Source organism: Methylobacterium sp. 285MFTsu5.1, from assembly GCF_000383455.1.
GTDB lineage: Bacteria > Pseudomonadota > Alphaproteobacteria > Rhizobiales > Beijerinckiaceae > Methylobacterium.
The window spans coordinates 71,337-92,079 of record NZ_KB911289.1 but is presented as its reverse complement, the minus strand read 5'-3'; the positions used below and the strand labels follow the sequence as shown (position 1 = coordinate 92,079).

Here is a 20,743-nt window from a genome sequence, read left to right as displayed (position 1 = left end):
CCGGCCGCGGGCCGGTGCTCAGTAGGGATCGGATCGCTCGAGGATCTCCTGCCCCATCAGCACGCAGCTCCCGGGCATCGGCGCGTAGATCAGCCGGATCCGATACGCGCCCTTGTAGATGCTGCCCTCCACCTCGATCACCTGGAAGCGCCGCGTCCCGACCAGGGACGCGACGGTGCCGACGGACCGGACGGACGCGGGATCGACCGTGGCCCGCGCGTCGCCGTCGCTGTGGAAGCGCAGCAGCTTGAGGGCCTGCCGCTCGGCGTCGGCCGCGCAGGGGGGAATGGGGGCCGCGACCGCGGCGGTCGCGGCCAGGCCCGTCACGGCGATCAGCGGCAGCGCCCGCAGGATCCGTCTCATCGGCACGCGACCCCGTACTCGTGGACCTCGGGCAGTTCGCCGTCGCCCGTCGTGGTCACCGAGAGCGTGCCGGCGGCCCCGGGCCGGCGCAGGGCCCGGATCAGGCGCGGGGGCGTGCGGTCCCATCGTCACCGGCTGCTCGGGGCGCCCGCCGGCGCGGGCGGGCTCGATCCCGGGGCCGTCCGGGCCGCCGAAACCGGGTCGGGCGGCGGATAGGCGGGGTCGGTCAGGCACGCCGAGAGCCAGGTCTCGGCATCGGCGTCCGGGGCCAGCTCGACGTCGAGGACGGGCCGAGGTCCCGCGGGTGCCGCCGCGCCGGCGACGGCCGGGGCGGCAGGCCGCGCCCAGCGGCCGTCGGCGCTGTCGGGACCCGGGCATTCCGCGTCGTCGCCCCCGCCGATCGTGCAGGTCGCGACCGTGCGCGCGGCGCCGTCGACGACCCGCGCGACCGTGCGCGTCTCGGAGGTGTGGCCGCTCGCCCAGTCGTCGGACAGCGTGCAGACCCGGTCGCCGTTCTGGTAGCGCCGGCTGCCGAAGCACCCGTAGACCCGGTCCTGCCCGACGGGCAGGAAGTCGCACGCCGTGTCGAACCCCGCGAAGGGGCCGCCGGTGAACCGCGCCGCGAAGGCCCGCTGCCGCTGCGCCGCCGCGATCCAGTGCGGTCGGGCGGGATCGCTCTTCGAGCGGCCGGACAGGTCCTCGGTCCGTGCCCGGATCGCCTTCAGCACGACGGCGCGCGCGTCGGCCGCGTCCAGGTCGCCGAGCCACGTGTCCCGGGCCGCCACCCAGCGTTTCTGGCTGGCGACCAGCATCGCGCGGATCTCGGCGTCGTCCGTGCTGTGCAGGAGGCCGGAATAGGCCGCACCCAGGGCGGCGTCCGCCTTCCGGAGCGCCGGGTCGGCGCAGATCACGCGCTCGAGTGGGCTGGCCGCCTTGCGGCAGTCGATCGCGCGGGCCGACGACGGCGCCAGGAGGGTTGCGGCGAGGAAAGCGGCGAGGGCTGCCGCGAGGGTGGCCGCCGGGAGGCGCGTCACGGCCGGCCCCGCGCTGAGCATCGCCCCGAACCTTGCCCCGAAGCTCGCACCGGACTGCGCATCGGAACCTCGCCTCTGGGCCGCGTGCCTGGAGCCGGTCGGCATCGGGGGCCTAATGCGCCGCGGCATCGACGATGCGGCACAGGTTCTGGTCGACGTCCTGGCCGATCTGGCCGGCCTGCACCATGAACAGGGCGTCGACCCGGCTGCCCGCCCCGGCCTTGCGCACGACGACCCGCAGCGTCTGCGGTCGCCCCGAACCGGATGTCTCCTGCTGGGCCGTCAGGGTGCCGAGCGCCTTCTCCACGTGCACGCCCACGAACCCCTCGGCCAGGACCGCCCGCGTCACCCGGTCGAACGCGGCCCTGGGGCTGACCGAGGGGAAGATCATCCACGTCTTGTAGGTGATGGCCTGGAGCATCGGCGTCCCCTCGCTCCGGTAATGGTCGCGGCACGTCTCCGCCGCGGCCGCCGGGAGCGGGAGCGTCGATAGGATGGCCGCGTAGATGGACGCGTTCCGCATCGATCCCATGGGGCGCCTCTCACTTCGCTCTGCTGGTGGTTCTACTGGTGGCTCTGTCGGTGACCTGCCGGACCTGTGCAGCGGGGGCCCGGTCAGGCGTGGATTCGCCGGATGAGCGAGGCCGGGCCGCACCGGCCGGCCCCGCGGGTCTCAGAGCTGCGGCGTGGCCGCTGGCCGGGGGCGCGGCGCCGGCGCCATCGCGCGTGGCGGCGGAGGCTCGGTCCGAGGCGGCGCGCCGGGCGCGTCCGCCGCGGCCGCCTCGGACTTCGGAGGCTCCGCGACCGGTGCCGGCCGCGGGGCCGCGACCGAGCCGCGGACCGTGTCGCGCAGGAAGTCGCCGGTGCTGGTGCCGGCCTCCCGGGGGGCCGGAGCCGGCGTCGCCCGGGCCGCCGGCGCGGCCTGCCCGGCGCCGCCCGCGCGCGGGACGGGCGCCTGCGACACCGCCGGGGCCCGGCGGGGCTCGCCCGGCGGCACGGTGATCCGGAACGTGTACGGCACCGTGGACCCATCCCCGAAGGTGACGTCGATCGACAGGGTGTCGAGTCCGGAGAAGTCGGGCCGTGCCGTGTAGTAGAGCGACATCGAGTCCTTCTTGGCGTCCTCGCAGCCGTCCGGCTGCCGGATCTGCGCCCCCGTCTCGTCGACCTTGCCGCTGAGGATCCGGAACTCGCGCCGCTGCTCGATGCGCCCGCCGCGCGGCGGCCTGACGAGCTCGATCGTGGCCGCGCGCGAGCGGCACCCCTGCGTGGCGAAGTAGTAGGTGAAGCCCTGGAGGAAGATCCGCTGGCCGGCGCGCGCGGTCTTGTTCTCCACCTCCGCCCGGGCCGGCAGGGCGAGGCAGAGCGGCAGGCAGAGCGGCAGGCAGAGCGCCGATCCGAGGGCGAGGACGCCGGCGCCGGCGCGCCGACGCGGTCGGGTCGGTGCCGCGGATCGGGGGGCGTTCGGGAGGCGCTGATGCACGGGACTCGTCCTCGGCTTGGCGGTGGGGGTGCGGGCGGCCGGTCCGGCCGTCCGCGCCGGAGCTGCGTCAGAGCTGCGGCGCGGCGGGCGGGCGCGGTGGTGCCAGCTGCTGCTGCGGCGGCGGTGCGGGCGTGCCGGGCACGGGCGCCGCGGCCTCGGCGGCTTTCGGGGGCGGCGCGGCCGGCGCCGGCCGGGTGGCCGAGACCGCGCCCCGGACCGCGTCGCGCAGGAAGTCGCCGGTGCTCGCCTCCCGGGGCGCCGGAGCCGGAGTCGCAGCCGGAGTCGCGGCCGGAGTCGCCCGCTCGGCGGGAGCGGCGCGCGCCGCCGGGGCCGGCCGCGCGAGGCCCGCGTCGCGGGGGGCAGGTGCCTGGGACACCGCCGGCGCCCGCCGACCCTCGCCCTCGGGCACCGTGATCCTGTAGGTGTAGGTGGCCTCCTCGCCGGTGACGAAGGTGACGATCACCGACACCGTGTCGTGGCCGGCGAAGTCGGGCCGGGCCGTGTAGTAGAGCGTCCGCGCGTCCCGCTCGACGTCCTGGCAGCCGTCCCGCGACGGGGTGCCGTCGATGTTCTGGCCGAGGACCAGGAACTCGCGCCGCTGCTCGATGCGGCCGCCGCGCGGGGGCGTGACCAGCTCGATCGCGGCCGCCGGAACGGACGGGCAGCCCGGTCGGGTCTCGTGGGTGGCGTAGCCGTCGAGGCGGACCCGCTCCCCGGGCCGCGCGGTCACGCTCGTGGATCCCGCGAGCGCCGGTCCCGCGAGGCAGAGCCCCAGGAGGCCGACGAGGATCCCGGTGCCGCCGGCCCCTCCCGTCGTCGCAACGCGTCGTGCCATGGGATCCTCCTCGGGTTCGCGGGTCGGGCGATTCCGGTCCGCGGCGAGAGCCTCACTTCGCGTCGCCGCGCGTCAGGACCGGCTTGCCGCCGTCGGTGCGGAACCGGACCGCGTAGGTGCTGTTCGCCGACTGGGCGTTGCAGGTGATGACCACCGGGCCGCCCATCGGGTTGGGCATCTCGCAGGTGCCCTTGACCTTGAAGGTCGACTGGTCGCGCTCGGCGTACATCAGCTCGTCGACGGGCTGGTGCAGGGTGCCGCCCTCGACGAAGCCCTTGGCCGAGGCCATGAACGCCATGGCCTTGCCGTCGGTGGTGCCGAAGATGAACCCGGCCTTCGGGCTGCCGACGACGGAGGTGTTCACCGCCTCCGGGGCGCAGGTCGCGGTGAGGTCCTCCCCGTCCATCATCAGGGACTCGCAGCGGCCCTTGAAGGACAGCTTCAGGAACGTGCCCGGCGGCGGATCGCGCCCCTCCGCGCCGTCGCGCGGCGGAGGCGGCGCCTGTGACGGCGCCTGTGACGGTGGCGGCGACGGCGGCGTCTCGGGCGGGGCCGGAGCCCGGGCCTCGGCCCGCCGGTCCCAGCCGCCGCGGGGCTGGCCGGGCTGCCAGACGCAGAGACGGGCGCCGTCATTGTCCCAGCAGGGGCCGCTCGGCGACAGGGCGCCGAGGGCCTCGGCGGCGCGCAGGCCCCCGGACGACCCGTTCCAGAAGGCCGTGGCCTTCAGCGGGTTCTGCGGGTCGCGGACGAGCTGCGCCACGACGTCGAGCTTGCCCGCGGCGTAGGAGCGGATCTCGAAGCCGCGGGCACCGGTCTGCCCGGTCTCCGACCGGAACTGGCAGGCCCCGTCGAGGCGGACATCGCCCGCGACCTCGAGGTAGCAGTCGGCGGCCCGCGGGGCGCCGGCCTCGGGCGCCGCCGCGGGGGCGCCGCCGAAGCCGGGGCGGCCCTCGCCGACCTTCCAGGCGCAGATCCGGCTCCGGGACCCGGTCCAGCAGGCGCCCTCCGCGGTGACGCTGTCGGCGGGGCCGTCCTCGGGCTTGCCGCCGGGCTCCCGGTTCCAGGTCGCCGTGCCCTGGCCGGGCGCCGTCACCGACACGACCACGCCGTCGCGCAGGTAGCCGTTGGTGTAGGTGGCGAGGCGGAACCCGCCCACGCCGTAGCTGCGCGCGTCGGTCAGGAACTCGCAGACCCCGTCGATGACGGTCCTGCCGTCGGCCGCGAAGAAGCAGTCGGCCTTGCGGACCTTGATCTGCGCCTGCGCGGCGGCGGGCAGGAGGAGGCCGGCCAGCAGGCCCGCCATCAGGGCGGCGGTGCGGTGGCCGATGCGGCTTCCGGCCCTGGGGGCCGGGAACCGCGCGGGATCCTTGCGGCGGGGACCCATGATGGCCGTCTCCTATGGATTGCCGAGGAGGCGGCGCGCCGCCTGGATGGTCCGGTCGTTGCGCTGGTCGACGACGCGGCCCTGGTAGAGATTCCGGTCGGCGAGGCGCTGCTGGAGGGCGGCCCAGAAGCCGGCGCCCCACTGGTCCTGCTCGAGATTCTGCAGGATCTCGGTGGACTTGAGCTCGAGGGCGCGGATCGTCAGGTCGGCCGCCTTCGCGGGATCCCGCTGCAGGCCGGCGCCGCCGAGGTCGTACAGGAAGGCCGCCGAGGCCGCCGCGGGGGCGAAGGAGCGCTCGACCGCGAGGCGCTCGAGATAGCGGCTCGCGAGGGGGCCGTCCGGCGCGGTGACCCGCTGCTCCTTGTTGGCCGGGGACAGGTGCATCGCGGCGTAGAGGTACTGCGCCACCGGGACGCCGCTCTCCGCCAGGCCCCGGAGCTTCGCCGCGTCGGCGGCGTTGGAGACCGCGCTCTTCGACAGCGCGATGAGGTCCTCGACGCTCGGCGTCGCCGCGGGCGGTGCCGGAGGCGGCGGGCCGGCGGGCTTTCCGGCTCCGCTGTTGCCGGCTCCGGGGTTGCCCGCCCCCGCACTGCCAGCTCCCGCGTTGCCCTGCGGGCCGGCACCCCGGCCGGCCAGGGCCTGCACGGCCGCGCGCGTCTGCGGCGTCGCCGTCCCGTCGGCCGGCCCGGTGTAGAAGCCGCGCTTGGCGAGGTCGCGCTGGATCGCCGCCACGAGGTCGGGGGGCTGGCGGCCGAGCTCGTCCGTGAAGGTGGTGACCGCCCGCGGCAGCTTGGCCGCCACCGTGTTCATGTAGAGGTCGGCGGCCTTCTGCGGATCCCGCGGGACGCCGCTCCCGGCATCGGTGTAGCAGCCGGCGATCCAGTAGAGCGTCGACCAGGAATCGAGGTAGTTGTTCCGGACCGCGACCGGGTTCGCCTGGAAGGCCAGCCCGTAGCGGCAGCCCCGCTTGAGATCGTGCTGGCCGCGGGCGGGGTCGAGCAGGAGCTCGGTCATGCCGCGCTGGGCCCCGGGGAAGCCGAGGTCGGCGGGCTTCTGGTAGTAGGTCAGCGCCTTGGCGGCGTCGGGCTTGACCGGGTTCTTGGCGTAGACCGCGGCCCATTCGGGATTGTAGAGGGCGCCCATGAACGAGCGGGCGCTGACGTCGCCGGCCTCGGCGGCCGTCCGCAGCTTCTCGAAGGCGGCCCGGTCGCCGTCCTTGCCGGCCTTGTCGAGCAGGTCGAGATAGAGCTTCTCGTTCTCCTTGCTGTCGGCGGGCTTGCCCCACTCGCCCGCGGGCTTCAGCAGCGCCAGGGCGAGGCCGGCCAGGAGGGCGACCGCGGCCTGGGGCAGGACCAGCCAGGCGAGGCGGTAGCGCGCGTCCGCGTACCAGAGCGTCGCGTGCGCCCGGAGCCGGTCGGTCCCGATCGTGACGCCGCTCATGACTTGGCTTTCATGTAGGCGCGCAGGGCCGTGATGACCGCGGAATTGCGCTTGTTCTCGACCGGGAGCGTGTAGAAGCCGCGGGCGGTCAGCGCGGCCTGGATCGCGCCCCAGAACCCGTCGCTCCAGTTGCCCGCCTCCGGGAACAGCAGCCAGAAGGTGATCTGGTCGTCCTTGAGGTCGACGCCCCGCAGGGCGAGGGCGGCGGCCTTCCGGGGATCCTTGGCGACGTTGCCGTAGCCGGAATCGTACAGCACCGCCGCCTCGCCGGCCGCCATGCCGTTGCCGGCGGCCGCGGCGCGCTCGTAGGCGGCGACGGCGACCTGCGCGTCCGGCGCGAAGACGTCGCCCTTGTTCATCACCGGGTTGAACAGGCGCGCGTAGGCGGTGAGCGCGTCCGCGTCCCCGGCCTCGGCGCGGCTCTTCAGGTCGGCCATCTTCCGCCGGTCGCCGGTCCGGGCGGCGGCCTGGAGGGCCAGCACCTCCGGATCCGGGCCCTTGGGCGTCACCCGCCGCGGCTCGGGCCGCGGGGTCGCGACCGTGTTGGTGATCCCCGCCTCCACCTGGAGGGCCGTGATGATCCCGGGATTGGGCCGCCCGTCCACCGGGCCGATGTACCGGCGCTGCTCGGCCAGGTGCCGCTGGATGCCCGACACCAGGGCGGGGTTCTGCTGCCCGAGATTGTTGATGAAGGCGTCCATCGTCGGCCGGTGGCGGCGCCACAGCACCGCGGTCACCAGCCCCCCGGCCCGCACCGGGTCCTGCGGCAGGCCGCTCTCAGGCTCGACGTAGCAGGTGGCGAGCTTGACGGTCAGCCGCTCCTCGCCGGTGATCGTGCGCTCGAGCGTCTCGGGGGCGTCGATCCAAGTCTGGGCCAGGCGGCAGCCGCGCCGGAGGTCGCGGTTGGGGTTGGCCGGGTCGAGCAGCACGTCCGCGAGGCGCGTGACCGCCAGGAGATCGCCGATCGCGGCGCCCGGTCCGTAGAGGGCGGCCGCCCGGTCGAAATCGTTCGGCGCGGGCTTGTTCGGGAAGTAGGCGGCGGTCAGGGGGTCGTAGAGCGTCCCGAGCTTGGTCGCGGCGTCGATCTGGCCCTGGGTGGCCGCGGCGGTCAGCGCGTCGAACGCCTTGCGGTCGCCGTCCTTGCCGGCCCGGTCGCGCAGGGCGCTCAGCTCGGCGAGCCGCGCCTTCGAGGCGGTGGCCGGCTGACCCCAGACACCCTGCGCGGCCAGCGCCATGCACAGGCCCGCCACCGCGCAGGTCACGGCCTGCGGCAGGGCGAGCCAGGCCAGGCGGTATCGGCGATCGTCGTACCAGAGGGCCGCGTGCGCGCGCAGCCAGTCCTCGCGGGCGATGCTCATGGCTGCGACGGCTCCCGGGCCGTCACGACAGGGCGGCGGCGCGCGGGGCCCCGCCGCCGAGCGCCCGCTCGACATCCACGAGCTCGAACTGGCCGTAATCGCCCAGGGGATCGCTGGCGAGGCGCATCGCCTGGGCCTCGCGCAGGCGCTCCAGGAGCGTGCGCATCTCGCGGGCATTCGCCCAGTCGTGCCGCTGCGCGCGCTGCTCGACCCACGGGATCAGCAGGGTCTCGAAGCGCGGCGGCAGCCGGAACGATTGCCGCGACGCCATCAGGCGCAGGATCTCGACGAGGTCGTACGGGTCGTAGGCCGGGAACGCGACGGTCTTGGTGAAACGGCCGGCGAGGCCGGGATTCGTGTCGATGAACCGGGCCATGTCGCCGGTGTAGCCGGCGACGATCACGATGATCCGGTCGCGGTTGTCCTCCATGAACTTGAGGAGGGTGTCGATCGCCTCCTTGCCGAAGTCGCTGCCGCCCCCGCCGCCCTCGGCCAGCGTGTAGGCCTCGTCGATGAACAGGATGCCGTCGAGGGCCTCGCGGCAGCGCTCCAGGGTCTTGGCCGCGGTCTGGCCGACGTAGCCTGCCACCAGCCCGGCCCGGTCGACCTCGACCACGTGCCCCTTCCGCAGGACGCCGAGCGTCCGGAAGATGTCGCCCATGATGCGCGCCACCTCGGTCTTGCCGACGCCGGGGGGCCCGGTGAAGACCATGTGCTGGCTCACCGCGCCGACCTCGATGCCCTCGGCGCGGCGCCGGGCATCGACCAGCACCCGCGCCGCCACGGTCTTCACCTGCTCCTTGACCGGCGCGAGCCCGATCATCGCGTCGAGGCGGGCCATGACCTTCCGGGCCGCGTCCATGTCGACCGCGCCGCCGGCTTGGCGGCCGAGGGCCGCGGCGATGTCGGCGGGTTCGAGCCGGTTGATGTCGCCGCCGGGGCTGGCGGCGAGGCGCAGCGCCTGCGCCTGGCGGGCCTTCTCCAGGACCGTGCGCATCTCGCGGGCGTTGGCCCAGTCCTCGGCCTTCGACCGGGCCCCGACATAGGCGGCGAGGTCCTTCTCGAACCCCTCCGGCATGACGAAGCCCTGGCCCGCGGCCATGCGCTTCAGGATCTCGGCGAGCTCCGGCGGGCTGTAGGGCGGGAACTCGACGGTCTTGGTGAACCGGCTGGCGAGACCGGGATTCGCGTCGATGAACCGGCGCATGTCGTTGGTGTAGCCGGCGACGATCACGATGATCCGGTCGCGATTGTCCTCCATGAACTTGAGGAGGGTGTCGATCGCCTCCTTGCCGAACTCGCCGCCGCTCCCGCCGCCGGGAGCCAGCGCGTAGGCCTCGTCGATGAACAGGATGCCGTCGAGGGCCTCCTTGCAGCGCTCCAGGGTCTTGATCGCGGTCTGGCCGGCGTAGCCCGCCACCAGCCCGGCCCGGTCGACCTCCACGAGGTGGCCCTTGCGCAGCACTTTCAGCGCCTTGAAGACGCTGCCGAGGACCCGCGCCACCTCGGTCTTGCCGACGCCGGGGGGGCCGGTGAACACCATGTGCTGGCTCATGGCCGCCACCGGCAGGTTCTGGGCGCGGCGCTGCTGCTCCACCTGCATCCGGGCGATGACGCCCTTCACCTCCAGCTTCACGGGGTCGAGCCCGACCATGCCGTCGAGGGTCGCGAGCGCGGTGGCCAGGAGGTCCTTCTTCTCCGCGGCCGCGCCGTCGTCGACGAAGCGGATCGGGCGGATCTTGCGGCTCGCCCGGGCCCGGTCCAGGGCGCGCCGCGTCGCCTCGATCCGCGCCGGGATGTAGCTCGCCGCGAGCAGGCCGCCGACGAGGCCGCCGAGGATCAGGCCGTTGCGCAGCAGCGCCGACGGCGTCGCGGCGAGCGACCCGAGCACGTCCGGCCGCAGGGCGACCAGCAGGCCGGTGGCACCCAGCACGATGACCGCGAAGAGCGCGACCGGATGCTTGTCGAGGCGTTCCATGGACGTGGTGAACCTTGGTGCTGGCCCTGGTGATGGCCTGGGTGCTGGCCTGGGTGCTGGGCGCGCGTGGCCCCTCGGGCCGCCCTCAGGCGTCCTCGCCGGTGGCGCGGAGCAGATCGACGATCTCCAGGCGGCGCAGGTCGCCGCCCTGGAGGGCGACCCGGGCGGCCTGGGCCTCGCGGGCCTTCTCGAGGAGGGTGCGCATCTCGCGGGCGTTCGACCAGTCGTCGGCGCGGGACCGCTGCGCGAGCCAGGGGGTCAGCGCCGCCTCGAACCCCTCGGGGAGCGCGAATTGCTGCCGGGCCGCCATGCGCTTCAGGATCTCGCAGAGATCCTTCGGGCTGTAGGGCGGGAACTCGATAATCTTGGTGAACCGGCCGGCGAGGCCGGGATTCGTGTCGATGAACCGGCGCATGTCGTTGGTGTAGCCGGCGACGATCACGATGATCCGGTCGCGGTTGTCCTCCATGAACTTGAGGAGGGTGTCGATCGCCTCCTTGCCGAAGTCGCCGCCGCCCCCGCCGCCGGCGGCCAGGGTGTAGGCCTCGTCGATGAACAGGATGCCGTCGAGGGCCTCGTGGCACTTCTCGAGGGTCCTGGCCGCGGTCTGGCCGACATAACCAGCCACCAGGGCCGCGCGGTCGACCTCCACGAGATGCCCGCGGCGCAGCACCTCGAGGGACCGGTAGATCTCGCCGATCGCCCGCGCCACCTCGGTCTTGCCGACGCCGGGGGGGCCGGTGAACACCATGTGCTGGCTGATCGCCGCCACCGGCAGGCCCTCGGCGCGCCGCCGCTGCTCCAGCTCCAGCCGCGCGATCAGGGCGTTGACCTCGCGCTTGACCGGCGCGAGCCCGACCATGGCCTCGAGATTCGCGATCACGGCCTCGGGGGACCGGGCCTCCACGACCCGGCGCGGCGCCACGATCAGGCGCGGCAGGGCCAGCAGGCCGCCGGCCGGCTGCCCGAGGCCGGCCTCCGCCTTCCGCGCGGCCGTCGCGGTCGCGGCGAGGCCCAGAGCCGCCAGCAGGGCGACGGCGATCCCGATCGCCGCCTTCCAGCGCAGCTCCGGCCCGGCGGCGTTCCACCAGGCGATCGGGCCGTAATCGGTGCTCAGCAGGAGCGGGGTGAGGACCGCGACCACCAGCCCGGAGACGACGAAGGGGAGGATGGCGGATTTCGACATCCGTCAGCCTCCGCAGGGCTTGCTGGTATTCCAGATCACGGGGATCCGCTGGACGCCGCCGGTCGTGTCGATCTTCAGGCCCGGCGTCAGCTCGACGAAGACGTCCTTGGCGGCGCCCTCGATGGTGATCTCGCCCTTGCCGGTCTCGTAGGGCGCCGGGAACGGGACCGCGATGTTGATCGGGCCGTCGGCGACGTTGAAGGCGGGGGACAGGTAGTTCCCGGCCCGGATGCGCACCACGCCGCCGGCATCGGCCGCCATCTTCGACAGGCGCATCTGGCCCAGCGGGGCTCGGCAGGCCTTGGCCTCCGCGACGATCTTGTCCTTCTCGTCGGAGGGCAGGGTCTCGGCGGCCTTGTCGATCTCGCCCGCCTTGACCAGCGTCAGGGCCGGCCGCGCGGCCGTCCCGGCGGTCTCGCCGCCGCCCGAGAGCAGCACGCCCGCGACGGCGCCCGCCGCCACCAGGCCGCCCACGATCGCGATGAGGCTCGGCGAGAGGCCCGCCTTGGCGGCGGGCGGGGCGCTCGGGGCCGCGCGGGGCTCGGAAAGCCTATCCTGAGCCTGCCGCTCAGCATTCTGGTGTTCGACTTCCGACATCCAGCGGGCCCCCGAACATGGAACGACGTAATTCGTGCGTCGCGTCGGCGCGCACGACATGACCTGCAGCCTCGCTCTTTTTGGAAAGATTCGAAGAAATTAGCGGGTCGATGCCTGTCACCATGACCGGCCGACTTCTAGGCAGGCGGAAAAAACCGGTCTACTAGTGTATATGACCTATCGTCGCAGCCTTGACACGCCGGGGATTTTCCTCGGCATGGCTCCGCGCCGCGACGTCATGGGGATAGATTCCGATGCTGCGACCGGGAGTGGCATGAACGGCTCCGCGCGAGAGACCCTGATCGTTGCCGACGATCACCCGCTGTTCCGCGAGGGCATGCGGCGCATCGCGGAGCGGCTCTACCCGCAGGCCCTGGTCCGGGAGGCCGCCACCATGGAGCAGGTCCTGGCGATGGCCCGCGCCGGAGCGCCCCCGCGGGCGTTCCTCCTCGACCTCCTGTTCCCCGGCCTCGATCCCCGCCACTCCATCGGCGCGCTGCGCGTCGAGTTCGAGCGGGCCTCGATCATCGTCGTGTCGATGATCGAGGACGAGAGCCTGATCCGGACCGTCATGGCCGAGGGTGCCGACGGCTTCATCGGCAAGGCGCTGCCCGCCGCGGAGATCGCCCAGGCGATCGCGGCGATCCGCGACGGCGAGTTCGTGATCCGGCGCAGCCCGGTCTCGGGTCTCGCCGCGCCGCGCGGCCCGCTCCCGCCCCTGACGCAGCGCCAGCGCGACGTGCTGCGCCTCGTCGCCCTGGGACGCACCAACAAGGAGATCGCCCGGGAACTCGAGATCTCCCCCTTCACCGTCCGCATCCACGTCTCGGCGCTCCTGCGCGCCCTCGACGTCACCTCCCGGTCCGCCGCGGCCGCGAAGGCCGCCACGGCCGGCGTCGGGGATTGAGGAGGCGGACCGTGCTGCGGGGCCGATCGTACACCTGTCCGAATGGCCCGGTGCCGGGCTCCGTGGCAGAGCCCGGCGCATGAGACGGGCGGGACGGGGAGACGGGCGCGCGGCCCGCGGGCGTTTTCTGACGGGCCCGGCCCTGGCGGTGCTGCCGGTGCTGGCGGCCGGACTGGCGGTCGGACTGGCTGCCGGGCTCGCTGCCGCGCCCGCCGCGGCCGATCCCGACCTCGCCATGCTGCCGCGCGCCACGGTGCTGGCGGCGATCTGCGGGCGGCCCGCCGACAAGGAGGCCGAGACCTGCCGGATGAAGGACGGCCGCACGGCGGAATTCTGGACCGCCGCGATGTTCTCCACCGAGACCGGGAGCCGGTTCACCGGCTTCGTCACGATGCCGGCCCCGGGCGCGGACGCCGCGGCGCCCGACCGGCTGAGCGTCGCGGCCGCCACCTACGTCCTCAAGGATATGCGCTGGCGCCTCGAAGACGTGCAGGTCCTGTCCGGCCGGATCGGGACCGGGAACCGCAACGGCGGCGCCCCGGAGGTGGACGAGCGGCTCGGCGCCGTGTTCAGGCCGCTGAGCCGGGGCCGCCTCCTGATGGGCCTGCGCCTCACGGTCTACGGGACGGCCGGATCGCAGGGCTTCTCGTACCTCCTCCTCCAGTTCCGCGACGCGCCGGCGCACTGGACGCTCGCGGGCGAGGTCGCGGCGGGCGCCGACGAGACGGCCGGCTGCTCGGAGGATCCCTGCCGGCTGGGATCGAGCACGGGACGGCTGGAGATCCTGCCGGAGGATCCGCGCGACCCCGCCGCGTGGCCCCCGGTCCGAGTCGCCCTGAGCGGCACCGTGCTGGGCGCGGACGGGGTGCTGCGTCCGGCCACGGACCGGGATGCCCGGGTCTATCGATTCGATCCGGGCGCCGGCACCTACCGCTGACGGCGCCCGCGACCGTGCGTGCGGCCGGTCGACGAGATCAGACCTGCAGTGAAGTAAAAAATAATCTGCCGCATATTTTCCGCAGGAACGTCTCGCTGCAGCACGGGGACCATTGTAGCGGAGACTGAATAAGCGGTTCTAGCACCGAAGACTCGTCCGCGCCGCCACATCGCGGGCTCCCGCCGCGTCTGGTGGCGTCGATCACCTTCAGGTAGACTTGTCAGATCTGTCCGCGATCGGCGACGGCGGCGCGCCGTTGCCCGGATCCCGGGCGGCGACGCGGCAGGGCGACTGCACGATGAAGCGACAGCGGGAGACCGGGGCCGGCACGGCGCGATTCAGGGCGGACGCCGCGGGGTCCGCTCCGGCGGAGCGGGTGCCCGGCCTCGGTCTCGGTCTCGGCGTCGCTGCCGAGCGGGCCTGAGCCGACGATGTTCGGGTCGCGGCGCCGGCGGGACGAGACGTACGACAACGAGAAGGCGCAGGCGCTGATCCGGGCCGTCGTCATCGGCCTCGCCTGCCTGTATCTCCTGCCCCAGATCTACGGCGGGATCGCCCCGCCGGAGGCCCGGTTCGTCGCCTATCTGGTGACGTGCCACTGGGTCTTCGCCGTGGCGCTGTACGGCTGGATCAGCCGCAACCCCGGCAGCAACACGCCGCGCCGCGTCGTCACCTTCCTCCTCGACCTCGGCGGGATGACCTACACGATGGCGGTGGGCGGCGCGCCGTTCCTGCCGCTCTACGCGATCGTCATCCGGCTGATCGTCGGCAACGGCCTGCGCTACGGCGTCACCGCCCTGAAGGCGTCCACGGCGGCGGCCCTGGTCTCGATCGCGGTCACCACGTACTTCAACGCGTACTGGCGCGCGAACCCGTTCCTCGTCCTGACGCTGACGGCCATCACCGTCCTCGTGCCGACCTACATCTACAGCCTGCTGGAGCGCCTGCGCGGCGCCTACGAGCGCGAGCAGGAGGCGAGCCTGTCCAAGTCGCGCTTCCTGGCGCAGGCGAGCCACGATCTGCGCCAGCCGATCCACGCCATCAGCCTGTTCACCGCCTGCCTGCGCGGCGCCCGGCTGGGGCCGGAGGAGCTGCAGATGGTCGAGAACATCGACCGGTCGCTGCAGAGCGTCTCGCGCCTGTTCAAGTCGCTCCTGGACATCTCGACCCTCGACAGCGGACGGGTGGAGCCCCGGCCCGAGCCCGTCGCGATCAACGACATCCTCGAGGATGTCCGGCGCCAGAACTCCGAGGCCGCCCAGATCGCCGGGACGGCCCTGCGCAGCCGCGCCTGCGCGGTCGTGGTGCGCACCGACCGGGCCCTGCTCACGACCATGGTCCAGAACATCGTCAACAACGCGATCAAGTACGCGCCCGGCCGGCCGATCCTGATCGCCTGCCGCCGGCGGGGCGACCGGCTCGCCATCCAGGTCTACGATCGCGGCCCCGGGATCCCGGTCGCGCATCAGGAGCGGGTCTTCGACGAGTTCTACCAAGTCCGCCGCCGCGGCGACCGGGACGTCGAGGGGGTGGGCCTCGGCCTGCCGATCGTCCGGCGGCTCGGCGCGCTCCTGGACCTGACGGTGACGCTGCGCTCGGTGCCGGGGCGCGGGACCTGCGTGACGATCGGTGACCTGCCCCTCGCCCGGGCCCCGCAGCCCGTGGCCCTCCCCGCCCGGCTCGACCCGCCGGCGACGATCGGCGGCCTGCGCGTGCTGCTGGTGGAGGACGACGCTGCCGTGCTGCGGGCGACCGCCAGCCTGCTGGAGAAATGGGGCTGCCGCGTCCGGCCCGAGACCGGGATCCCCGACGCCGTGCCGGAGATCGACCTCCTCATCACCGATTTCGAGCTCGGGAACGGCGTCACGGGGACGGACTGCATCGCGGCGGTCCGGAGGCTCGCCGGCCGCCCGCTGCCGGCGGTGGTGATGAGCGGCCACGACGAGGCGCGCGTGCGCGAGGATCTGGGGGCGCCGGACATCCCGATCCTCTCGAAACCGGTCCGGCCGGCCGAGCTGCGCTCCGTGCTCACCGCCGCGAGCCTCCGGCTGCGCCCCCGGCCGGCGCCGGCCGCGTGAGGCGCGCGGTCGGCGCCCTACCGGGCCGGTTCGCCCGGGGCCCTGCCCGGCCCCCTGCCCGGCTCCTCGCCGGGACGCGCGGTCCCCGTCCGGCCGCCCTGCTGGTCGAGCATCGCCCGGAGCAGCGCGTCCCGCGCGAGGCCGTGCTCGGTCGCGATGCGGTCCACGATCCGGAGCGCCTGCGCGGCGGGGGAGCGGTCCGTCACCGGCAATTGCGCGAAGGCTTGGCTGAGTCGCGTTCCCGCGACGTATCCGATGACGATCCCGACGAGGACGCCGCAGGCGCCGGCCAGGATCAGGACGCCGAACTTCATCACTCACCCGCCGGCTGCCGCGAGACTGCCGGCCTTCTGACCATCCCGCGCGGGTGATCTCAAGAGGCGGGCCGCCGGCTCGGCGGCCCCGGTCGCCGCGTCAGCCCTGCTCCGCGCGGTCCGCGCCGTCGCGGGCCTCGGCCTCCCGCCGGGCCGCGCGGGCCTGGGCGATCAGGTCGACGGCCGTCAGCGGGGCATTCGCCCCCACGCCGCCGGCCAGCAGCAGGCCCGGCGGCACCGTCCGGACCTGGGCACGGCCGCCGCGGACGCCGCGGCGGCCGGCCCTTCGATCGGTCGCGTTCGTCATGACAGCGCGCCGCCCGTCAGCGCGGGCCGGCCTGCGGCCGCGGCCGCGGAACGGCGATGGTGACCAGCTCGCCGGTGATCGGATCCAGGATCGTCATGGGCCCCCCGTGGTTGTGCCCCATGGCGGACCTGAATTGTGTTTTAACATTGGCCAACCGGGGCCGTGTGCACAGATTTGGCGGTCGATGTCGGCCCCGGCCGCGCTCCGATTGTTGATTATCCGTCCCGATATCCGGATCGAAGTGCGGTATTCCCGGGCCCGGCGCCGGCGGGACGTGCGGCGGGACGTGCGGCGGGCGCGCTAGACGGACATCCAGCGGAGCACGTCGGCCTCGACCATCCCGGCCCGGGGGCCGGCCAGCACCACCTGCCCGCGATCCATCACCGCGTAGGAGTCGCAGAGGTCCCGGGCCCACTCGAAATACTGCTCGACCAGCACGATCCCCATCTCGCCCTTGCCGCGCAGGTAGGTGATCGCCCGGCCGATATCCTTGATGATCGAGGGCTGGATCCCCTCGGTGGGCTCGTCGAGCACGAGGAGCTTCGGCCGCGTCACCAGCGCCCGGCCGATGGCGAGCTGCTGCTGCTGGCCGCCCGAGAGGTCGCCGCCGCGCCGGTGCAGCATGTCCTTGAGCACCGGGAACAGGTCGTAGATCTCCCCCGGGATATGGCGGTCGCGGCGCCTGAGCGGCGCGAAGCCGGTCTCCAGGTTCTCCTTGACGGTGAGCAGCGGGAAGATCTCGCGGCCCTGGGGCACGAAGGCGATCCCGGCCCGGGCCCGGTCGTAGGGCGCGAGGCCCTGGATCGGGCGGCCGTCGAGACGGATCGCGCCGGAGCGCACCGGCTGCTGGCCGACGATCGCCCGCAGCAGCGAGGTCTTGCCGACGCCGTTGCGGCCCAGGACCGTGGTGACCCGCCCGGCCTCGGCCGTCAGCGAGACGCCGCGGAGCGCCTGCGCGGCGCCGTAATAGAGGTCGATGCCGTCGACGGAGAGCATGGTCATCGTCCCAGATACACCTCGACGACCCGCGGGTCGGCCGAGACGGCGTCGATCGAGCCCTCGGCCAGCACCGCGCCCTCGTGCAGGCAGGTGACCCGGCAGCCGAGGTCCCGGACGAAGTGCATGTCGTGCTCGACCACCAGCACGGCGTGCTCGCCGGCGATGCGGCGCAGCAGGCGGGCGGTCTCGGCGGTCTCGGCGTCGGTCATGCCGGCCACTGGCTCGTCGACCAGCAGGAGCTTGGGGTCCTGCGCGAGCAGCATGCCGATCTCCAGCCACTGCTTCTGGCCGTGGCTGAGATCGGCCGCCGGGCGGCCCCGGTGGGCCAGCAGGCCGACGGTCTCCAGCAGCGAATCGATCCGCGCGGCCTCCACCCGGTTGCGCCAGCCGAACAGGGACGCGAAGGCGGCGCGCGGACCTTTGAGGGCGAGCAGGATGTTGTCGGCGACCGTGTGGCTCTCGAACACGGTGGGCTTCTGGAACTTGCGGCCGATGCCGAGGTCGGCGATCGCCGGCTCGTCGCTCCTGAGCAGGTCGTGGGTGCCGTCGAACAGCGCGATGCCGCTGTCCGGCCGCGTCTTGCCGGTGATGCAGTCCATCATGGTGGTCTTGCCGGCGCCGTTCGGGCCGATGATCGCCCGCAACTCGCCGCGGGCCAGCGTCAGCGACAGGCCGCGCAGGGCCTTGTAGCCGTCGAAGGTCACCCGCAGGTCGTCGAGGTAGAGGAGCGCGTCCGTCTCGCGCTTCCGGTTGGCGGGGCCGCGGGCAGCGGCATCCGGCGGTTCGAGGAGGTCGGTGCTCACGAGCCCTGCCCTTCTTCGGCAAGTTTCGGGGCGATGGCGGGCTCCGGCGGCAGCTTGGCGGCGGCGCGCCGGGAGCCGAACCGCTCGATCGCGGTGCCGACGAGGCCGCGCGGCAGGAACAGCGTCACGAACACGAACAGGCCGCCGAGCGCGAACAGCCACGCGTCCGGCATCGCGCCGGTGAGCACGGTCTTGGCGTAGTTGACCAGCACGGCGCCGAGCGCCGCGCCGACCAGCGTGCCGCGACCGCCCACCGCCACCCAGATGACCGTCTCGATGGAGTTGGTGGGCGCGAACTCCCCCGGGTTGATGATGCCGACCTGCGGCACGTAGAGGGCGCCGGCGACGCCCGCCATCATGGCCGAGACCGTGAAGGCCAGCGTCTTGAAGTGCTCCGGCCGGTAGCCGAGGAAGCGCGTGCGGCTCTCGGCGTCGCGCACGGCGATCAGGATCTTGCCGTAGGCCGAGACCGTCATGACCCGGGCGATCAGGTAGCCCAGCGCCAGCGCGATTCCGGTGGCCACGAAGATGCCGACGCGGAAATTCTGTGCCTGAACCGAGAGTCCCAGGAGATCCTTGAAGTCGGTCAGCCCGTTGTTGCCGCCGAGCCCCATGTCGTTGCGGAAGAAGGCGAGCATCAGCGCGTAGGTCAGCGCCTGGGTGATGATCGACAGGTAGACGCCGGTCACCCGCGACCGGAAGGCGAGCCAGCCGAACACGAAGGCCAGCAGGCCCGGCACCAGCAGCACCATCAGGGCCGCGAAGGCGAAGTGGTCGAAGCCGTACCAGTACCAGGGCAGCGCCTTGTAGTTCAGGAACACCATGAAGTCGGGCAGGACTGGGTTGCCGTAGACGCCCCGGGCGCCGATCTGGCGCATCAGGTACATGCCCATCGCGTAGCCGCCGAGGGCGAAGAACGCCCCGTGGCCGAGCGAGAGGATGCCGCAATAGCCCCAGACGAGGTCGAGGCTGACCGCGAGCAGCGCGTAGGCGAGGTATTTTCCGAAGAGCGAGACGAGGTAGGTCGGCAGGTGCAGGCCGGAGCCCTCCGGCACCGCGAGATTCAGCACCGGCACGGCGAGGCAGAAGGCGGCCAGGACGGCGAGGAAGATCCAGCCCTTCAGGTCGATGAGGGGGGTGCGAGGCGGTATGGGGCTCACGATTCCACCGCCCGGCCCTTGAGCGCGAACAGGCCGCGCGGGCGCTTCTGGATGAACAGGATGATGAAGATCAGGAGGCCGATCTTGGCGAGCACCGCGCCGATATACGGCTCGGCGAGCTTGTTCACGACGCCGAGCGTCAGCGCCGCCACCAGCGTCCCCCAGAGGTTGCCGACGCCGCCGAACACCACCACGAGGAACGAGTCGATGATGTAGCCCTGGCCGAGATTGGGCGACACGTTGTCGATCTGCGAGAGGGCGACGCCCGCGATCCCCGCGATGCCGGAGCCGAGCCCGAAGGTCAGGGCGTCGACGTAGGGGGTGCGGATGCCCATCGCGGCGGCCATGCGGCGGTTCTGGGTGACCGCCCGGGTCTTCAGGCCGAAGGACGTCTTCCGCAGCACGAACAGGAGGCCAAGGAACACGGCGAACGCGAACACGATGATCCACATCCGGCCCCAGGTGATCGACAGGCCGTAGAAGTCGAAGGCGCCGCTCATGAAGGCGGGGGCGCCGACCTCGCGGTTGGTTGGGCCGAAGATCGAGCGCACGCCCTGCTGCAGCGCGAGGCTGACCCCGAAGGTGGCGAGCAGCGTCTCCAGCGGGCGCCCGTACAGGAAGCGGATGATGAACCGCTCGATCAGCACCCCGACGAGGCCGGCGACCAGGAACGCGCAGGGGGTGCTGATCGCCAGCGACCAGCCGAACAGGACGGGCGCCTTGGTGCGGATCAGCTCCTGCACGAGGTAGGTCGTGTAGGCGCCGAGCATCACCATCTCGCCGTGGGCCATGTTGATCACGCCCATCACCCCGAAGGTGATGGCGAGCCCGATGGCGGCGAGCAGCAGGACCGAGCCGAGCGAGATGCCGTACCAGACGTTCTGGAGGGCGCCGATTATCGCGAGCCGCGTCTCGATCGCCGCGATGCCGCGGGCGGCGGCGGCGCGCACGGCCTCGCTCGGATCCGCCGCGAGACCGCGCAGGATGCCCATCGCGTCGCCATCGCCCCGGGCCTGGATGGCTGGAATCGCGGCAATCCGGTCGGGTTCCGCGGTGCCCGGCCTCGCGAGCAGCACGGCGGCGCGGGCCTCGGTGAGCGCCTGCCGGACGCCCGGACTGGTCTCGCGGGCGAGCGCCGCGTCGAGGGCCGGCAGCGCGGCCACGTCCCGCGCCTTGAACACCGCGTCGGCGGCGGCCCGGCGCCGGGCCGGGTCGGGGCTCGCGAGGTCGAGCTGCCCGCGGGCGGCCTCGATCGCCCGGCGGACGCGGTTGTTGGCCCGCACCGGCTTGAGGTCGGGGCTGTCGGCGGCCGGGGCGCCGGTCCTCGCATCCACGACGGCGCCGCCCTGCCGGATGAGCAGGGTCTTGTCCGGGCCCACCAGCAGGCGGCCGTCCGACAGGGCCGAGAGGATCGCGTCGGCCCGCGGGTCGCCAGAGGCGGCGAGGCCGGAGACGCCGGCCTCGATCTCGGCGTAGCCGTCGCCGGCGAGCTGCGCGTAGGGATCGGGCGCCTGCGCGAGCGCCGGGGCGCAGAGCAGCAGGACGAGGAGAGTCAGGAGACGAAGCATCGGGGCCGTTCT

Annotated in this window: 20 protein-coding genes; 3 read left to right on the top strand and 17 right to left on the bottom strand. The window is 73.4% G+C overall.

Annotation, left to right across the window (positions count from 1 at the left end):
* Positions 1-18: 18 nt before the first annotated feature.
* From H288_RS0124175 to H288_RS0124125, 11 genes are all read right to left on the bottom strand, one after another.
* Positions 19-363: a hypothetical protein gene (locus H288_RS0124175; protein ID WP_020095162.1), complete on the bottom strand. Its 345-nt coding sequence runs from the start codon at positions 361-363 to the stop codon at positions 19-21.
* 128 nt (positions 364-491) lie between these two features.
* Positions 492-1,418 carry a lysozyme inhibitor LprI family protein gene (locus tag H288_RS0124170; protein ID WP_020095161.1) on the bottom strand — a complete coding sequence of 309 codons (927 nt, stop codon included), beginning with the start codon at positions 1,416-1,418 and terminating at the stop codon, positions 492-494.
* A gap of 91 nt (positions 1,419-1,509) precedes the next feature.
* Positions 1,510-1,929 (bottom strand): hypothetical protein, encoded by a 420-nt coding sequence (locus H288_RS0124165; RefSeq protein ID WP_020095160.1) that lies wholly within the window; start codon positions 1,927-1,929, stop codon positions 1,510-1,512.
* 141 nt (positions 1,930-2,070) lie between these two features.
* Complete coding sequence (locus H288_RS0124160) at positions 2,071-2,880, bottom strand: hypothetical protein (RefSeq protein ID WP_026605244.1); 810 nt, start codon at positions 2,878-2,880, stop codon at positions 2,071-2,073.
* Between the two features lie 67 nt (positions 2,881-2,947).
* Complete coding sequence (locus H288_RS0124155) at positions 2,948-3,715, bottom strand: hypothetical protein (protein ID WP_020095159.1); 768 nt, start codon at positions 3,713-3,715, stop codon at positions 2,948-2,950.
* Positions 3,716-3,767: 52 nt separating this feature from the next.
* Positions 3,768-5,099 (bottom strand): hypothetical protein, encoded by a 1,332-nt coding sequence (locus tag H288_RS0124150; protein WP_020095158.1) that lies wholly within the window; start codon positions 5,097-5,099, stop codon positions 3,768-3,770.
* A gap of 12 nt (positions 5,100-5,111) precedes the next feature.
* Positions 5,112-6,539 carry a peptidoglycan-binding protein gene (locus H288_RS0124145; RefSeq protein WP_020095157.1) on the bottom strand — a complete coding sequence of 476 codons (1,428 nt, stop codon included), beginning with the start codon at positions 6,537-6,539 and terminating at the stop codon, positions 5,112-5,114.
* The gene (locus H288_RS0124140; RefSeq protein WP_026605243.1) at positions 6,536-7,897 is read right to left on the bottom strand and encodes a hypothetical protein; all 1,362 of its coding nucleotides are present in this window, start codon (positions 7,895-7,897) and stop codon (positions 6,536-6,538) included. The genes H288_RS0124145 and H288_RS0124140 overlap by 4 nt, the downstream gene beginning before the upstream one ends.
* 22 nt (positions 7,898-7,919) lie before the next feature.
* Positions 7,920-9,875, bottom strand: coding sequence for an AAA family ATPase (locus H288_RS0124135; protein WP_026605242.1), 1,956 nt, complete (start codon positions 9,873-9,875; stop codon positions 7,920-7,922).
* An 85-nt stretch (positions 9,876-9,960) separates the two neighbouring features.
* Positions 9,961-11,061: an AAA family ATPase gene (locus H288_RS0124130; RefSeq protein WP_020095155.1), complete on the bottom strand. Its 1,101-nt coding sequence runs from the start codon at positions 11,059-11,061 to the stop codon at positions 9,961-9,963.
* A 3-nt stretch (positions 11,062-11,064) separates the two neighbouring features.
* Positions 11,065-11,658, bottom strand: a complete 594-nt coding sequence (locus H288_RS0124125; protein ID WP_020095154.1) for a hypothetical protein — start codon at positions 11,656-11,658, stop codon at positions 11,065-11,067.
* A 274-nt stretch (positions 11,659-11,932) separates the two neighbouring features.
* On the opposite strand from H288_RS0124125, the gene H288_RS0124120 reads away from it, so the two are divergent.
* From H288_RS0124120 to H288_RS0124105, 3 genes are all read left to right on the top strand, one after another.
* Entirely contained in the window at positions 11,933-12,565 is a 633-nt protein-coding gene (locus H288_RS0124120) for a response regulator transcription factor (protein ID WP_020095153.1), read from the top strand.
* A 79-nt stretch (positions 12,566-12,644) separates the two neighbouring features.
* Positions 12,645-13,502 (top strand): hypothetical protein, encoded by an 858-nt coding sequence (locus H288_RS0124115; protein ID WP_106735945.1) that lies wholly within the window; start codon positions 12,645-12,647, stop codon positions 13,500-13,502.
* A gap of 431 nt (positions 13,503-13,933) precedes the next feature.
* Complete coding sequence (locus tag H288_RS0124105; RefSeq protein ID WP_020095150.1) at positions 13,934-15,580, top strand: hybrid sensor histidine kinase/response regulator; 1,647 nt, start codon at positions 13,934-13,936, stop codon at positions 15,578-15,580.
* A 17-nt stretch (positions 15,581-15,597) separates the two neighbouring features.
* On the opposite strand, the gene H288_RS0124100 is transcribed toward H288_RS0124105, so the two are convergent.
* The 6 genes from H288_RS0124100 to urtB all read right to left on the bottom strand — a co-directional run bounded on the left by H288_RS0124100 (position 15,598) and on the right by urtB (position 20,731).
* Positions 15,598-15,894 carry a hypothetical protein gene (locus tag H288_RS0124100; RefSeq protein ID WP_020095149.1) on the bottom strand — a complete coding sequence of 99 codons (297 nt, stop codon included), beginning with the start codon at positions 15,892-15,894 and terminating at the stop codon, positions 15,598-15,600.
* A gap of 100 nt (positions 15,895-15,994) precedes the next feature.
* On the bottom strand, positions 15,995-16,201 hold the full coding sequence (locus H288_RS0124095) for a hypothetical protein (RefSeq protein WP_020095148.1): 207 nt from the start codon (positions 16,199-16,201) through the stop codon (positions 15,995-15,997).
* A gap of 300 nt (positions 16,202-16,501) precedes the next feature.
* Positions 16,502-17,197 carry an urea ABC transporter ATP-binding subunit UrtE gene (gene urtE, locus H288_RS0124085; protein WP_020095147.1) on the bottom strand — a complete coding sequence of 232 codons (696 nt, stop codon included), beginning with the start codon at positions 17,195-17,197 and terminating at the stop codon, positions 16,502-16,504.
* 2 nt (positions 17,198-17,199) lie between these two features.
* Positions 17,200-17,910 carry an urea ABC transporter ATP-binding protein UrtD gene (urtD, locus tag H288_RS0124080; protein ID WP_042675143.1) on the bottom strand — a complete coding sequence of 237 codons (711 nt, stop codon included), beginning with the start codon at positions 17,908-17,910 and terminating at the stop codon, positions 17,200-17,202.
* Positions 17,911-17,999: 89 nt separating this feature from the next.
* A complete protein-coding gene (gene urtC, locus H288_RS0124075) occupies positions 18,000-19,154 on the bottom strand; it encodes an urea ABC transporter permease subunit UrtC (RefSeq protein ID WP_026605241.1) in 1,155 nt (384 codons plus the stop codon).
* A gap of 5 nt (positions 19,155-19,159) precedes the next feature.
* Positions 19,160-20,731 (bottom strand): urea ABC transporter permease subunit UrtB, encoded by a 1,572-nt coding sequence (gene urtB, locus H288_RS0124070; RefSeq protein ID WP_020095144.1) that lies wholly within the window; start codon positions 20,729-20,731, stop codon positions 19,160-19,162.
* Positions 20,732-20,743 lie beyond the last annotated feature (12 nt).

Excerpts from the sequence above, each read along its gene's own strand:
- H288_RS0124095 (WP_020095148.1), bottom strand. The coding sequence starts at position 16,201 with ATGACGAACGCGACCGATCGAAGGGCCGGCCGCCGCGGCGTCCGCGGC.
- H288_RS0124120 (WP_020095153.1), top strand. The coding sequence starts at position 11,933 with ATGAACGGCTCCGCGCGAGAGACCCTGATCGTTGCCGACGATCACCCG.
- H288_RS0124170 (WP_020095161.1), bottom strand. The coding sequence starts at position 1,418 with ATGCTCAGCGCGGGGCCGGCCGTGACGCGCCTCCCGGCGGCCACCCTC.
- H288_RS0124165 (WP_020095160.1), bottom strand. The coding sequence starts at position 1,929 with ATGGGATCGATGCGGAACGCGTCCATCTACGCGGCCATCCTATCGACG.
- H288_RS0124175 (WP_020095162.1), bottom strand. The coding sequence starts at position 363 with ATGAGACGGATCCTGCGGGCGCTGCCGCTGATCGCCGTGACGGGCCTG.
- H288_RS0124125 (WP_020095154.1), bottom strand. The coding sequence starts at position 11,658 with ATGTCGGAAGTCGAACACCAGAATGCTGAGCGGCAGGCTCAGGATAGG.
- H288_RS0124145 (WP_020095157.1), bottom strand. The coding sequence starts at position 6,539 with ATGAGCGGCGTCACGATCGGGACCGACCGGCTCCGGGCGCACGCGACG.
- urtE (WP_020095147.1), bottom strand. The coding sequence starts at position 17,197 with ATGCTCTCCGTCGACGGCATCGACCTCTATTACGGCGCCGCGCAGGCG.
- H288_RS0124115 (WP_106735945.1), top strand. The coding sequence starts at position 12,645 with ATGAGACGGGCGGGACGGGGAGACGGGCGCGCGGCCCGCGGGCGTTTT.
- H288_RS0124150 (WP_020095158.1), bottom strand. The coding sequence starts at position 5,099 with ATGGGTCCCCGCCGCAAGGATCCCGCGCGGTTCCCGGCCCCCAGGGCC.
- H288_RS0124100 (WP_020095149.1), bottom strand. The coding sequence starts at position 15,894 with ATGAAGTTCGGCGTCCTGATCCTGGCCGGCGCCTGCGGCGTCCTCGTC.
- H288_RS0124155 (WP_020095159.1), bottom strand. The coding sequence starts at position 3,715 with ATGGCACGACGCGTTGCGACGACGGGAGGGGCCGGCGGCACCGGGATC.
- H288_RS0124140 (WP_026605243.1), bottom strand. The coding sequence starts at position 7,897 with ATGAGCATCGCCCGCGAGGACTGGCTGCGCGCGCACGCGGCCCTCTGG.
- H288_RS0124135 (WP_026605242.1), bottom strand. The coding sequence starts at position 9,875 with ATGGAACGCCTCGACAAGCATCCGGTCGCGCTCTTCGCGGTCATCGTG.
- H288_RS0124130 (WP_020095155.1), bottom strand. The coding sequence starts at position 11,061 with ATGTCGAAATCCGCCATCCTCCCCTTCGTCGTCTCCGGGCTGGTGGTC.
- urtB (WP_020095144.1), bottom strand. The coding sequence starts at position 20,731 with ATGCTTCGTCTCCTGACTCTCCTCGTCCTGCTGCTCTGCGCCCCGGCG.
- H288_RS0124105 (WP_020095150.1), top strand. The coding sequence starts at position 13,934 with ATGTTCGGGTCGCGGCGCCGGCGGGACGAGACGTACGACAACGAGAAG.